The following is a 14,947-nucleotide window of genomic DNA, read 5'->3' as shown; positions in this document are numbered from 1 at the left end:
TTTCAGGTTCGGTTTTGATGAGAACAGGAGCTATTGCCCCTTGCTCCCCTCGATCGCCGAAAGCGCCGGCCTGAGCTTCTGGCCGGTCCCTTCCAGTATCTTCTCGGCCGTATCGGCGTTGGCGGCGCCGGCGGCGAGCAGAATGGCGGTTTTGACAACGCCGCCGCTCTCCTCGAGCAGGCGGGCGGCATCGTCGCGGCTGCGGCCGCTGATGGCGGCGACCATGCGCACGGCGCGGTCGCGCAGCTTGATGTTGTCGGCGCTGAGATTGACCATGTAGCCGTCATGGACATGGCCAAGATGGATGGCGGCGAGTGTCGACAGCATGTTGAGCGCGATCTTCTGCGCGGTGCCGGCGCCCATGCGCGTCGAGCCGGCGATCAGTTCGGGCGGGGTTTCGAGCAGGATCGCGACATCGGCCTGCTTGAACAGGGCCGCGCCCCGGTTGTTGGCGATCGCGATGGTCGCCGCGCCCCGATGCCGCGCGTCTGCCAGCGCCTGCACCGCGTAAGGGGTCGAGCCGCTGGCGGAAATGGCGATGAGGCAGTCGCCCTTGCCGATATTGGCGTCGGCAACCGCGGCGGTAGCCTCATTGGTGTCGTCCTCCGGCCCACCGGCCAAAGTGCGGAAGGCCTCGTTGCCGCCGGCGATCAGGATGGCGATGCGGTCGCGCGCGATGCCGAATGTGCCGGGCAATTCGAGCGCATCGGCCACCGCCATCAGGCCGGAACTGCCGGCCGCCGCGTAGGCCAGCCTGCCGCCGGTCTTCAATTGCCTGGCGATGAGTTCGGCGGCCACGGCAATCGCCGGGATAGCGCCATGCACGGCCTTGGCGGCTTCGATTTGGGCATTGGCGAGGAATGCAAGGATGGCATCGGGGGCCTGGACATCCAGCCCCTCGGCGTTTTGATGAAGCGCTTCTGTGCGCGTCTCGGCCATCCATTGTCCTCCAACTGCGGGAACAATACCAAAAAATACCACTTGTCCACATCCATTAACACTTTTCGAGTGTCGCAGGTGTCCCGCTGGCAGAATGTCATGGGTTTTCAATAAAATACGCCTTAATCTTTTTTGAAACGAAAATTAACGCTTGGCTATTGGTATTTTATTGGTATTATCCGCCGCGAGGAGAAATCACGTGAATTTCGTGCTTGGCATCGATGGCGGCGGCACCAGCTGCAGGGCGGCCCTTGCGACCGTTGACGGCGCTGTCGTTGGGCGCGCCAGGAGCGGCGCTGCGAACATCCGCACTGATCTCACCGGCGCCCGCGCCAATATCGTCGAGGCGGCAAGGCAGGCCTTCGTCGCCGCCGGCAAGGATCCCGAGCTTATCCCGCACACGCCCGCCATTCTCGGTCTCGCCGGCGCCAATGTCGGCACATACCGGCAACAGCTTGAAGCGATCCTGCCGTTCAGCAAAAGCCGCGTCGAAACCGACGCCGACATCGCGCTCGAAGGCGCGGTCGGCTCGGGCGACGGCGCTATGGCCATTCTCGGCACCGGCACCGCCTATATGGCGCGCAAGCAGGGCAAGTCGCGCGCCATCGGGGGCTGGGGCTTCCAGGTCGGCGACCAGGGCAGCGGCGCCCGCATCGGCCGCGACCTGCTCGAGCAGACGCTGCTGGCCTATGACGGCATCCGTGCCGGCTCGCCGCTGACGGATGCCATGCTTGCCGTCTTCCGCAACAATCCGGAGGACGTGGTCGAGTTCACCACCAACGCCAAGCCCGGCGATTTCGGCGGCTTCGCGCCCAAGGTCTTCGACCATGCGCAAAAGGGCGATGTCGTCGCCAACTGGATCCTCGACAAGGCGGTGGCCGATGTCGAAGCGTCGCTCGACGCCCTCGATCTGGCCGATGATGCGCCGCTCTGCCTGCTCGGCGGCCTGGCGCCGCTCTACGCGCCACGCTTGTCGGCGCGCTATCAGGCGCTGCTGAAAGCCCCGCTCGACGATGCGCTCGGCGGCGCCGTGCAGATGGCGGTGCGCATCTTCGCGCCTGGTTCGGAGGCGCCGCGATGAGCGCCGCCGACCAGATCTTCGCTATGCTGAAAGAATCCTCGCAGAGTGGCGCGCCGCTTTATCTGCAACTGAGAAAAAGCATCGAGGAAGCGGTCAATCGCGGCCTGATCGGCCCCGGCGACGCGCTGCCTTCGGAACGCGACATCGCCAGCAAGGCCGACATCTCGCGCGTCACCGTGCGCAAGGCGGTGCAGGATCTGGTCAAGGGCGGGATCCTTGTCCAGCGCCATGGTTCAGGCACCTTCGTGGCGCCGCGCATGGAGCGTGTCGAGCAATCCTTGTCCCGGCTCACCTCCTTCACCGAAGACATGGCGCGTCGCGGCATGACGGTGCGCTCCGTCTGGCTCGACCGCGGGCTGTTTGCGCCATCGCCCGACGAGATGATGGTGCTCGGCCTGTCGTCGACCGAGCTCGTCGCGCGTGTTTCGCGCTTACGCGTGGCCAACGACACGCCGCTGGCGATCGAGCGCGCGGCAATTTCGGCAAGCGTGCTGCCCGATCCCGAGGCGATCGGCTCATCGCTCTACGCGGCGCTGGGATTGACCGGCAATCGCCCGGTTCGCGCCGTGCAGCGCATCTCCGCCACCAATCTCGGCGACCCCGATGCTCGCCTTCTGGAAGTGCCGCCCGGGGTTGCCGGTCTGCATATCGAGCGTATTTCCTATCTTGCGAGCGGCAAGGTGATCGAGTTCACCCGCTCGGTCTACAGGGGCGACGCCTATGATTTCGTCGCGGAACTCCGGCTGACCGGGCCGGGAGAGGAGAGCCGGCCATGATCGCCAACACCACTCATATGCGCCGCGAGATCGACGAGATCCCTGAGGCCGCCGCCCGTCTGCTCGACGGGTCGTCCGCCGTCCTTGCCGAGGCCGGCCGCGGCCTGCGCGAGCGCGATCCGCATTTCGTCGTCACCGTGGCGCGCGGCTCGTCCGACCACGCCGCTACATTCATGAAATACGCGGTCGAACTGACGGCCGGCCTTGCCGTCGCGTCGGTCGGCCCGTCGATCGCCTCGATCTACGGCGCCAAGCTGAGACTTCGCGGTTCGGCCTGCCTGGCGATCTCGCAATCCGGCAAAAGCCCCGACATCGTCGCCATGGCCGAGACGGCACGGGCCGGCGGCGCGCTGACCGTTGCCATCACCAACACAGCCGACTCGCCGTTGGCGCGGGCTTCGGATTACGCCATCGACATCCTCGCAGGGCCGGAGCGCAGCGTCGCGGCCACCAAGACCTTCGTCAATTCAGCCGTCGCCGGCCTGGCGCTGATGGCGCACAGCACCGGCGATCAGCCGCTGCTCGCCGCGCTCGCCCGGCTCCCCGAGCATTTCGAGAAAGCGATCGCCTGCGACTGGATGGCGCTGGCCGCCGCGCTCGAAAATCCGCAATCGCTGTTCATCCTCGGCCGTGGCCCGTCCTTCGCAATCGCCAACGAGGCGGCGCTGAAATTCAAGGAAACCTGCGCCATGCATGCCGAGGCCTACAGCGCCGCTGAGGTCATGCACGGGCCGCTGGCCCTGGTCGGGCCGGGTTTCCCGGTTCTGGCGCTCGCTGCCCGCGATGCGTCCGAACCTTCCGTTGCCGAGGCCGCCGATAGCGTCGCGGCCAAGGGCGCGGCCGCCTTCATCACGTCGGACAAGGCAAAGGTCGCGAGCCTTCTGCCGCATGTCGCCACTGGACATCCGCTGACCGATCCGCTGCCGCTGATCGTGTCCTTTACGGCTTCGTCGAGGCCTTCGCCCGCCATCGCGGTCTCGATCCGGACACCCCGCGCAACCTGCGCAAGGTGACGGAAACCATATGAGCGACCGTTTCGCACTCACCGGCGCCCGCATCTTCGACGGCGACGACTGGCACGACGATGCCGCCCTCGTGGTGAACGGCGATGTCGTCGAGGCCATTCTGCCTGCCGGCGCCATCCCGTCCGGCGTGACGCCCGTCGACACCGGCGGCGGTCTGCTCGTACCCGGCTTCGTCGACCTCCAGGTCAATGGCGGCGGCGGCGTCATGCTCAACGACCATCCCGATGTCGCCTCGATCGAGACCATCTGCCGCGCGCACGCGCCCTTCGGCACGACGGCGCTGCTGGTGACGCTGATTACCGATACGCCGGCGATCACCACTGCTGCCATAACAGCCGGCACCGAGGCCGCCCGGGAAAAGGTGGCGGGTTTCCTCGGTCTGCATCTGGAAGGGCCGCATCTCTCCATAGCCCGCAAGGGCGCGCATGATCCGGCGCTTATCCGGCCGATGACCGATGCCGATCAGGCAGCGCTTATCGCACTGCGCCAGGATCTGCCTGTGTTGCTGACCACGATTGCGCCGGAATCGGTTGACGCATCCCGTGTCACGGCTTTGGCCAAGGCCGGCGTCATCGTCAGCCTCGGTCATTCCGACACCGGCTACGAGACGGCCAGCGCCTTCGCCAAGGCCGGCGCCACGGTGGTCACGCATCTGTTCAACGCCATGAGCCAGATCGGCAACCGCGAACCCGGCCTCGCCGGCACGGCAATCGATGTCGGCAGCCTCTCAGCCGGGATCATCGCCGACGGCATCCACGTCCACCCGGCGACGATGATCCTGGCGCTGCGCGCCAAGCAAGGCCCGGGCAAGATCGTGCTGGTCACCGACGCCATGGCCACGATCGGCACCGACATGACGTCCTTCACGCTCAACGGCCGCACTGTCTATCGCAAGGATGGCAGCCTGCGGCTCGCGGATGGCACGCTTGCCGGCGCGGATCTCGACATGATCTCGGCGGTGCGCTTCGTCCACCGCGTTGTCGGGCTGGAACTCGCCGAAGCCTTGCGCATGGCCTCGCTCTATCCGGCGCAGGCGATCGGCCAGGCGCATCGGCTGGGCCGCTTCGCCAACGGGACAGCGGCCGACATCGTTGGCCTGTCGGAAGGGCTGGACGTCAAGACTGTCTGGATCGGCGGCAAGAAGGTTTTCGGAGCGTAGGTACTCGATCCACCGTCAATCAGGAAACCAATGCAAACGTTCGCGATTGGCCGGAGCCCCTCGCGCGTCGTCATCCTCGGGCTTGACCCGAGGATCCATTCCGTGACCTGTGGCGTAAAGTGCAACGGTGCAGAATTCTGCAACGTTAGCAGTGCTTTAGCGTCACGGAATGGGTCCTAGGGTCTGCGCGCGTCGCTTCGCTCCTTGCTCCGCCCTAGGATGACGAACGCACGATAGGTTTGGCCGATTTCCAAGGTTCGCGAGCCGCCCGACAAGCCAGTCGAGGTTCAGTCAGTAAGTCATCCATTAGCCGGCTTGGCGTAGATATCCTTATACGCCTCGCGCAAAAGGTTCTTCTGCACTTTGCCCATCGTGTTGCGCGGCAGGTCGTCGACGAAGATCACCTGCTTCGGATGCTTGTACTTCGCCAGCCGTTCGGCGATGGCCTGGACAATGTCGGCGGCGCTGATCGTCGATCCAGGCTTGCGCACCACGATCGCGGTGACGCCCTCGCCGAAGTCCGGATGCGCAATGCCGATCACCGCGCTCTCGCTGATGCCGTCGAGCGCGTCGACCTCGCTCTCGACCTCCTTCGGATAGACGTTGTAGCCGCCCGAGATGATCAGGTCCTTGCCGCGCCCGACGATGTGGACATAGCCGTCGGCATCGATCAGGCCGAGGTCGCCGGTGATGAAGAACCCGTCGTCGCGGAATTCGGCTTTCGTTTTCTCCGGCATGCGCCAATAGCCGGCAAACACGTTCGGACCCTTCACCTCGATCATGCCGATGTCGCCCTGGGCAAGCGAAATGCCTGTTTCGGGATCGGTGACGCGCAGCGAGACACCCGGCAAGGAAAGCCGACTGTGCCGGCGCGCCGCTCGCCGTCATAAGGGTTGGACGTGTTCATGTTGGTTTCGGTCATGCCGTAGCGCTCGAGGATGGCGTGACCGGTGCGCTCGCGCCAGGCCTCGTGCGTCTCGGCCAGCAGCGGCGCCGAGCCGGAAATGAACAGCCGCATGCGAATGGCAGCCTGCTCGTTCAAGCCATCCTGCTGCAGGAGCCGCACATAGAAGGTCGGCACGCCCATCAAAACCGTTGCGCGCGGCAGCAACGAAACAATGCGGACGGGGTCGAACTTGCGTTCGAACAGCATTCTGGCGCCAGCGATGAGGACGACGTTGGTGGCGACGAACAGGCCATGTGTGTGGAAAACCGGCAGCGCGTGGATCAGCACGTCGTCGGCGTTGAAGCGCCAGCAATCGGCGAGCACCCGCGCATTGGAAGCGAGGTTCTCGTGGCTGAGCATCGCCCCCTTGGAACGCCCGGTCGTGCCGGAGGTGTAGAGGATCGCGCAGAGATCGTCCGGGCCGCGTGCGACATCATGGAAATCCGACGGCAAGCGCGACGCCTGTTCCATCAGCGAGCCCTGGCCGCTGCTGCCGAGCGTTGCGGTGGCGGCGCCTGTCGTTTGCGCCAGCGCCTCGATCTCTGTTGCCCGCGCCGGATCGCAGACGATCAGCCGCGGCTCGGCGTCCCCGAAGAAATACGCCAATTCGGCCAGCGTGTAGCCGGTGTTGAGCGGCAGGAAGACGGCGCCGGCGCGCACGCAGGCCAGATAAAGCAACACCGCTTCGGGGCTTTTCTCGACCTGGACGGCGACGCGGTCGCCGGGCTGGACGCCCATCTGCAGCAGGGCATGCGCCAGCTGCGCCGATCTTGCCAGCATGTCGCCATAGGAGATCGAACGCCCGTCATCCGTCTCCATCATCAAACGGTCGGGCGCCGGCATGCGGTCGCGAAAGGCATCGAACAGATGATTGGTCATGACCGTCCCCGGCATTCCGACAAAGCCTGACGGCTCCACCATGCTTTCCAGAGCAAATAACAGATTTGCCGTTGAGAGACAGCTATTTGCGGGCGCGCCGAGCCTTGCCGGCGGCCTGCGGCGCATAGCCCTGGTTGAAGCGCTCCATGCAGAGCGCCGCCGTGAGGCGATAGTGATTGATCAAGGCTTCGACAGCGCCGTCGGCATCGCCGTCCAGCGCGCGCTCGGCGATCGTGCGATGCTCTCCGATATCGTCGCGATCTGTTCCGGCCCGCGCTGCGAGATCAGCCTGTATCGCGAGGCCTGGTCGGAAAGCTGGTCGCAGAAGCCGATCAGCCAATGCGACCGGCAGGCCGAAATCAAGGCGCGGTGGAAGGCGCGATGCAGCTTCTCCCATTCCGGATTGTTGGTCGCCGGATCGTCGGGCAGGCGCCGGTCTGCCCGCGCCAGCCGATGCAAGGCGAGCACCAGCTGCTCTTCCCATTCGGCCGTGCGATGGGCGATGGATTCGCGCAGCGCGCGTTCTTCCAGCCAGCAGCGCGTGCGCGTCAACTCTTCGAGCTCGACCGCGCTCACCGGCATCAGGAAGAAGCCGCGCTGGTCGTGGCGTCCGAGCAGGCCCTCGGCGGCCAGGCGATTGAGGGCCTCACGTACGGGCGACGCGCCGGCCCCATAGCGGGCGACGACCCATTCGACGCGCAGCTTGCTTTCGCTCTCCAGGGCTCCCCGCAGAAGGTCGTCGCGGAGCTGATGGTACACCGAGCTGGCCAGCGTGCTCTTGGCACCCTTGCCCTCGCCCCCATCGCCGGTCCCGTATGTCAAACTGGCTCCTGTCCCTGCCTTCGCCTCGTCAGGGGTGCTGGCGAAGCAATATCCCGCAAAACTATCATACCGTTGGGCTTTTCTGCCTCAAGCGGAAGATGACGGTATTCGACTTTAAGACGAGTGAGTGGTCCAATTATCCAATGAAGTAAAGCGCAGTCGGGAAAAGATGAGATTTATCGACAGGTTGATATATTGAACAACGGTTCAACAACAGGCGGGTTTGTACAGCGCGCGCCGAGAGAGTGGAACCAGAAGCGTTTAAGTGACAGCCCTGTCTGCCGCCGAGCGGATCGCTTCGATGTTTGCCCGATAGGCTTCGACACTGTCGCCTTTGAACACGGCGGCGCCCGCGACCAGCACACTGGCGCCGGCCGCCGTCACCAGCGGCGCCGTCTCCGGCGAAACGCCGCCGTCGATCTCGATGCGGATCGGACGATCGCCGATCAGGGCTTTCACACGCTTCACCTTGTCGACGATGGCCGGGATGAAAGCCTGCCCGCCGAAGCCCGGATTGACGGTCATGATCAGGATCAGGTCGAGCCGGTCGAGCACATATTCGATGGCCGTTTCCGGCGTCGCCGGATTGAGCGCGACTCCAGCCCGCTTGCCGAGGGTCTTGATGGTCTGCAGCGAGCGGTCGAGATGCGGGCCGGCCTCGGCATGCACCGTCATGCCGTCGCAGCCGGCCTCCGCGAAGGCCGCGAGATAGGGATCGACCGGCGCAATCATCAAATGGCAGTCGAAGAAGGCTTTGGTGCGGTTGCGGATCGCCTTGATCACCGGCGGGCCGAAGGTGATGTTGGGCACGAAATGGCCGTCCATCACGTCGAGATGGATCCAGTCGGCGCCCGCGGCCGCGACCGCTTCGACTTCATCGCCGAGCTTCGAGAAATCCGACGCCAGCACCGACGGCGCGATCAGGGTTTTCTTGCTCATGGTGCAAATCTCCCGGCGGTCCTGCGCGTGTTGTCGCGCCTGTCAGGGCGATTGCCTAATGCATGTCGCCCAAAAGTGACCTCGGTTTTGGGAAGACGACATGCATAAAACAAAGACCTAAAGCGCGTCGCGTGGATCCGTTTCCACGCGACGCGCTTTAGACCATGATCCGGCCAAGGGGAAGCATGTTTTCGAGGGCGTCTCGGTGTCCTTGCCCGATCGGCCATCTTCGATGTGGAAAGAAAACCCGCCGGATCGCTCCGGCGGGTTCGTCTTCAGCCGACAAAGAATTACGGCTTGAAGTTCTGGATGTTGGCGCCGTTCGGGTCCTGCAAAAGGCGCCGTGGCTCCCGCTGCGGGAGCTGAAGCAGCAGGTTCGGGTTGAGCAACATGCCGGGGTTGATCTCTATCCCCGGCCGCCGACGGATCGGCGTGCAATCCGGGAACCGTCCGGTTGTGCCCACCGGGCAGCGCCGCTTGATGAACACCGGCTGGCACTGTCCGTCGATATACCGCGAGCCGGGAGCGCAGTCTTGCGGCGGCTTGCGGCAGGCGCCGTCGCGAACCTCGGTTCCACGCGGGCAGACGCAGTCGCCCCGCTTGTTGTGGGTCTGGCCGCGGATCGTGCACTGCTCTTGGCTTGGCTTCGGCCGCTGGCAGGTTCTGCCGCGCACCTCCATGCCGCTCGGGCAGACGCAGTCGCCGTTACCGTCGCGGGACTGACCCCGGATACGGCACTGTGCGGGCGGCAGCCTGTCCGGCACGCAGGCCTTGGCCACGCGGTCAAGATGCGTGTTGTCCGGGCAGGTGCAGCCATTGCCGTTCGAAGTCGGCACAGCGCCGCGCACCGTGCATTTCGGACCGACCTGGCAGACACCGTCCACCAGCTCGCCACGCCGGCATACGCAGTTGCCGTCCTGGTCGCGGTACTGTCCAGGACGCAGCGTGCACTGCGGCTCCTGAGGCTCTTCGCCCTGCACGCATTTGCCGTTCTCCAGGTCGGTGCCGCGCGGGCAGACGCAACGTCCGTCCGCGGTCCGGATCTGGCCCTGGAGCAGTACGCAACGCGGCGGTGGCGGCAGCGGCAGCAGGTTGGTGCCGCCACCCGAGCATTGGCCGTTGCGGAAGGTGGTGCCCTCCGGGCAGGCGCAGCGGCCGGCCGAGTTGAGCACCAGTCCGTTCGAGCACTGGTTCTTCACCTCATGCCTGATGGTGAAGGGGTGGCAAGCATAGGCCTTGCCGCGATCGCCCTGGACATTTGTCAGGTCGCGCGACAGCACCTCGCCGCCACCTTGCACCGGCGTGTTCGGTGGCAGCACGCCGACGCAGTTCTGCCCGCTGACCGAACCCTGCAGATTGGCGAGACGCCCATCATCGGGAAGGATCACGGTGACGTGGTGGCTATGGCTTTCGCCGGCCGCCAGCGTCAGATTGGCGATGCAGGACGCCGGCAACGTCGTCGGTTCCGGCGAGCAGCCGAAGGGCGGGTCGATCGAGGTGATCTCAACGCCTTCCAGCCGGCCAAGCCCTTCCACGCCGATCGCATCGCCGATGCGGACCGGACCGGAGAACGGGCTCTGGCCATCGTTCGTGATGGTGATCTCGAACGAGCAGGGTTGACCGGGTTGGCACTCGGCATCGCCGGTTTTCTCGACACGGAGCGTCGAGCCGCCACCCTTGGCGCAGGCCTGGTTGATCGGGTAGACGATGTCGTCGCCCGGCGCGGGCCCGTAAGAGCCGCGCGCGCAGTTTTCGAACGCGCCTTGGTCGCTGACCGTCACGTCGAAGTGCCGGCTGGTTCCGGGCGTCATCACGGCGCCGGGAATCTGGCAGGACAGCGAGTTGGCAGGCACCGGACCGCAACTCCACTCCGCACCATCGGGGGCCACGGTCTGGATCTGGACAGGCGCTCCGCCCGACACCAGCGCTGCGGCGTCGTTCACCCGCACCGGTCCGGTAGGGGCGGCGGTGCCGGTATTGGTGACCGTTATGCGGCAGGCGGTCATTCCGGCGCGAACGAGCTGTTCTCCGCCGCACACCTTGGTGATGCGCAAGCCGGGCTGACCGCCATTCGGATGGCGGATACGCTCGGTCGCGCAGGACTTGTTGTTGTCGAGGTCGACCTCGCCGGGAATGGCCTTCACTTCAGCGCAGTTCTCGACGGTGTCCGGCCGGTAGTTCGCCGGCATCACCGCCTTGACGACGATCGATGTCGTGGCACCCGCAGGCAGTGAGATGCCGGCGTTGTCGCAGCGGAACTGTCCAGGGCCGTTCGGGCCGCAGGTCCAGGGCGGGCTCGGCCCGAAGGTCGAGGAGGTCGGCGCGCCGCCGGGATAGTTGTCGCTCACCGTCAACGGGCCGTTATACGTATTGCTGCCGTTGTTGATGATGTCGATCACGAAGTAGCAGACGCCGTCGGCCGTGCAGACCGGAATGCGGGCGCGCTTCTTCAGGATCAGGTCGACCTTCTTTTCGACCGGTGGGTTGCACTGCGGGTCGCGGTCGCCACGGCGGCAGATCGGGATCGAAGCGCAGCCGCGGTCGTTGTACTGGCTGCCGAACAGCGGCTTGCCGCTGGCGTCGTAATCATAGGCGGCGCAATTGCGCAGCACGCTGCCCTGCCAGCCGCCAGCCGGCTTGAAGCCGAGCTTGAGGTTGACGGAGGCGCCGGGATTGAGCGTGGTCACCGGATAGGTGCACGTCATCGGCGTCGTTGCGGGCGCGCAGACCCAGGGCGGATTCGGCCCCGAGGTCAGCACCGAACCAGCCGGCAGCGTCACCTCGTCGAGCACGATCTTGCCGTTATAAGGCGCGTCGCCGACATTGGTGACCGTGATGGTGAAGTCGCAGCCGCCAGCCATCGTGCAACGCGGCACGTCGGCATGCTTCTCGACCTTCAGGTCCGGTTCCTTGTCCTTGGGCGGGCACCTCAGGTCACGCGGGATGACGATGTCGATGACCTGCGTGCAGCAAAGCCCCCAGCCTTCCTTCGGTCCGGCATAGGTTTCGATGCCGGTGACGATGAGGTGGATGGTCTCGCCGGGCGAGGCGCCGATGATCTTCCAGTTCAGCACGCCGCCGCCGACCGGCACTTTCTGCGTGTCGGGAACGATGCTGGTGCCGGGGGTCGTCGTCGACACCTGCACCCACTTGCCGCCCATCTCGGGGCCGACCGGCATATGGTAGATGAAAGCGCCGCCGCCGGGCACGCAATCGACCGTGCCGCGCTCGACCTTGAAGCATTCCTTGCCCGGAGGTGGCGGCGGCCGGTCGCATTTGGCGACGTCGATATGGATCGTCGTCTTGGCGCCGGTGAGGATGTTGCCGTCATCCGGCTTGCTCGGATCCTGCGACGGGATGATCGTGCCCGTGCCGGTTCCGACCGTCACCTTGATCAAGCCCTGGTTGTCGACATTGGCCGGCGCGGGAAACGCCGCCTGGTCGATCTTGGCCAGGATCTGGAAGGTGATGGTGCGTTCGTTCGGTGCGCCCGAACCGTCGAGGTCGGCGGCGGAGATACGGAAGTCGGAAACCGTCGCCGTATCGTCGGGATTGGCCGAGCTGCTGATCGTGGCTGCCGGCAGCGGTCCGCCGGAAGCGTCGGTGCCGTCGCCGGTCACATGCACGCTGACGATCTTCAGGCCGTGTGCAAGCTGGTCCTTGAACTCGATCTTGGCGTTCTTCAGCGCGGCGGCGAAGGCCGGATTGCCGAAGGCCGGCTCATTGCCGCGCAGGCCGAAGGTCAGCGTGTAGGAAACATAGTCGCAGCCCCGCTGGCCGCCCGTCTTGGTGAAGAAGGGCACGACGCGGCCAGGTTCGGGATTGATGACACGCGGATTGTCCAGGTCGAGCCTGGGCTCCGCGCCGGCAATATTGGTGATCTTGGCCGGCGCGGTGTCTTCCGCGAGTGCCGGCAAGGCCGGCATCATGGCGACCGCGATACCGGCCGCCATCAGCCAGCGCGCGCCGCGCCTGGCGTATGACAGGGGTTTCATGATCGTCTCCATGACGGTTTTCGGATCGCTCGAAGCGAGGCGGGAAAGGCTGAGATTGTTCATCTGTCCCTCCCTCAACGTTCGCAGCTGATTGCTGGCGTTCTGAGCGGCAGCGTCATCTTGCAGCAAGGGTAGTAGCCACCCTTGTCCTGGTCGGTCTTGCGGTAGAAGCAGAGCCCGACATTGACGGTGTCGCCAGGATTATGGCCGGTGATGTCGACCGTGTAGGGCTTGCCCGGCACGTGCGACATAGGGGTTGTCACCCCGACGCCGGGCGTCCTGGACTGCGCCTTGATCGAATCGCCGCCAAAGCCGGCGTGGTCATGGAGATAGAGATCGGCCTGCAGTCCGCGCGGCGTGCAGTAATAGTGCACGTCCTCGACATCGACGCAGGGAGGCAGATTGCCGGGCGGTGGAAAGTCCGGCGGATAGAACGGAGGCAGGTAGCCGCCACCCGGGATTTCCTCATAATAGCCGGCGCGACCTTCGCAAGGGCGCCAGACCCTGACGTCGCCGACATGGCCTTCGACCTCCGGGTCCTCGAAATAGCCGTCGAAGTCGACGAACCATGAGCCGAAGGGCGGAACGTTTGCCGGCTTGACCAGCGCGCTCGGCGTCAGTTGCACGCCGTGCACGGCAAGCGGCCCGCCGGCGGCGAGGCGCTCGGCAAGTTCGGGATTGTCGCGCAGTTTGTCGCCGGTGTTGACGACGGCATCGGTGCACACGCTGGTGTCGAGATTGCCGTCGGCGTCATAGCCATATTGCAGGTCGACGCCGCCGGCCGACTGTCGGTTGCCCTGCGGGAAGCCGACGGCATATTCCTGCGGCACCTCGACCCAGGTCGATTCCGTTGCCGGATCGTCCGGGTCTTCCTGCCAGTAACGGATCAGCTCGCCTTTGCCGGAATCTGCGAAGCGGCTGTAATCGTAGCGGTTTTCGACCGGGCCGCGCTGGGCCAGATACAGGAAGCCCTTGTTGTCGAAGGCGATATCGGTGACGGCGTAGTCCTTGTCGGCCTTGACCGTCAGCTCCCAGCGCGGATCGCCGGCAAATGAGCCGTCGCGCGCTATGCCGACCGACCAGATTTCGGATTTTTCGCCGACCGAATAATACAGCCGGCCGCCATGATAGGAGACGGCCCAGACGCGGCGTTCATCTTGCGTGTAGCCCCAGGTCTCGGGGTCTTCGGTATCGAAGGCGGCGCCCTGGATGTCCATGACGGCGCCGTCGTCGGCAACCGGGGCAAGGCTATGCGCCGGGCGGCCGGCAACGCCATGGTCGAATGTGTCGATGAGCTTGCCGGTGGCGTCGATGCGATGGATCAGCCCGGTGTCGAGATCGGAAGCGAAGAACTGGCGGTGGATCGGGTCGAAGGCGAGGTTGCCGATTCCAGGTCCGCTGTTGGTGTCGATATCGGCGAATTTGGAAACCGCGCCCGTGATGCCGTCGATCTTCCAGATCGTGCCCGGACCGCCGCCATTCTCGGTGCCGAACTGGCCGTCCATGAAGGTAGCGCCCGCGGTGCCGCGACGCTGCCGCTCCGGGCGCCCGTCGCTGTCGGCGTCCGGCGTGACGATCTCGATGCCGTGCAGCGAGGTCGCTGCCGCGTAAAGATTGGGAATGCCCGACGGCACGCCATCGCGCACGCCGTCGTCATAGGTGAGGCCGAAGACCTCGCCGATCTGGCCGGCGGTCACCTCGAAGGGTGGCGGCGTGAAGACGAGCTGGCCCGAGGCGGGGCCGCCGAGATGCGAAACGTCGAAAACGCGCAACGTGGCGCGTGAGGTGTCGATGAAAGTCTCGTCGACCGGATCGACCCCGGGAGGCAGGCCCTTTCCGGTCGAAATCGGGGATGATGGTGCCGGGGAAGCCGGTCACCGCCATCGAGCCGGGATAGATGATCTGGGTGTCCTGCGCCTGGGCGGCGCTGCCGAGCCACAGGCCGGCTGTCAAGACCAAGGCAAGGATTCCGCTGGTGGCTTTGATGGCGCGACGCAAACGGCGTGCGCGCGAGGGCACGAACGAGCAAGACATTGAACTCCCCCCGAAGTCTGCGGAAGGAACGTCCCGTCTTGCCGCACCAATCAGGGCAGGGCGCGGCTTTCCGGCACGTTCTTCCCCGATCGAATTGTCTGCTTTCCTCTGCCTGACGATACGCCTGCTCCTGGGCAGGGTCAACGGAATCAGCGGAAAGCCCAGCGCGTCGATCCTCTCCCGAAGGCGATGATCGCGCTGGGCTCCTGTTGTTCCCGGAGACCGTGGAGCCTCTGGGTTTCTGGTCATGGGGCTTTTGCCTTTCCGGGGCCGCACCATTGCGGCGCCTGGCCATCAGTCGCGGGCAGGAGCGGAAAGGTTCATGCAAAACGGCGGCCGGAACTGTTCGCCG

At 65.3% G+C, this 14,947-nt stretch carries 6 protein-coding genes and 4 pseudogenes; 4 read left to right on the top strand and 6 right to left on the bottom strand.

Annotation, left to right across the window (positions count from 1 at the left end; all coding sequences use genetic code 11):
- Window positions 1-30 precede the first annotated feature (30 nt).
- Window positions 31-939, bottom strand: a complete 909-nt coding sequence (locus ACVDG8_RS17965; protein WP_447255870.1) for an N-acetylmuramic acid 6-phosphate etherase — start codon at window positions 937-939, stop codon at window positions 31-33.
- A 199-nt stretch (window positions 940-1,138) separates the two neighbouring features.
- Here ACVDG8_RS17965 and ACVDG8_RS17960 point away from each other — a divergent pair, with 199 nt between their 5' ends.
- The 4 genes and pseudogenes from ACVDG8_RS17960 (at window position 1,139) to nagA (ending at window position 4,980) form a co-directional block, all read left to right on the top strand.
- A complete protein-coding gene (locus tag ACVDG8_RS17960; protein WP_447255869.1) occupies window positions 1,139-2,020 on the top strand; it encodes a BadF/BadG/BcrA/BcrD ATPase family protein in 882 nt (293 codons plus the stop codon).
- Window positions 2,017-2,796, top strand: a complete 780-nt coding sequence (locus ACVDG8_RS17955) for a GntR family transcriptional regulator (protein ID WP_455707808.1) — start codon at window positions 2,017-2,019, stop codon at window positions 2,794-2,796. Before ACVDG8_RS17960 ends, ACVDG8_RS17955 begins: the two co-directional genes overlap by 4 nt.
- Window positions 2,793-3,823, top strand: a pseudogene (locus ACVDG8_RS17950) (SIS domain-containing protein). Before ACVDG8_RS17955 ends, ACVDG8_RS17950 begins: the two are co-directional and overlap by 4 nt.
- A complete protein-coding gene (gene nagA, locus ACVDG8_RS17945) occupies window positions 3,820-4,980 on the top strand; it encodes an N-acetylglucosamine-6-phosphate deacetylase (RefSeq protein WP_447255866.1) in 1,161 nt (386 codons plus the stop codon). The pseudogene ACVDG8_RS17950 and the gene nagA overlap by 4 nt, the downstream one beginning before the upstream one ends.
- 299 nt (window positions 4,981-5,279) lie before the next feature.
- Here nagA and ACVDG8_RS17940 read toward each other — a convergent pair.
- The 5 genes and pseudogenes from ACVDG8_RS17940 to ACVDG8_RS17920 form a co-directional block, all read right to left on the bottom strand.
- Window positions 5,280-6,805, bottom strand: a pseudogene (locus tag ACVDG8_RS17940) (malonate--CoA ligase).
- An 82-nt stretch (window positions 6,806-6,887) separates the two neighbouring features.
- A pseudogene (locus ACVDG8_RS17935) lies at window positions 6,888-7,627 on the bottom strand (GntR family transcriptional regulator).
- A gap of 261 nt (window positions 7,628-7,888) precedes the next feature.
- The gene (gene rpe, locus ACVDG8_RS17930; protein ID WP_447255863.1) at window positions 7,889-8,566 is read right to left on the bottom strand and encodes a ribulose-phosphate 3-epimerase; all 678 of its coding nucleotides are present in this window, start codon (window positions 8,564-8,566) and stop codon (window positions 7,889-7,891) included.
- Between the two features lie 290 nt (window positions 8,567-8,856).
- Complete coding sequence (locus tag ACVDG8_RS17925) at window positions 8,857-12,624, bottom strand: DUF7929 domain-containing protein (protein WP_447255862.1); 3,768 nt, start codon at window positions 12,622-12,624, stop codon at window positions 8,857-8,859.
- A gap of 11 nt (window positions 12,625-12,635) precedes the next feature.
- Window positions 12,636-14,874 (bottom strand): annotated as a pseudogene (locus ACVDG8_RS17920) (YncE family protein).
- Window positions 14,875-14,947 lie beyond the last annotated feature (73 nt).

This window comes from Mesorhizobium sp. ORM8.1 (assembly GCF_053005525.2).
This window is presented reverse-complemented; position numbering and strand designations above follow the sequence as displayed.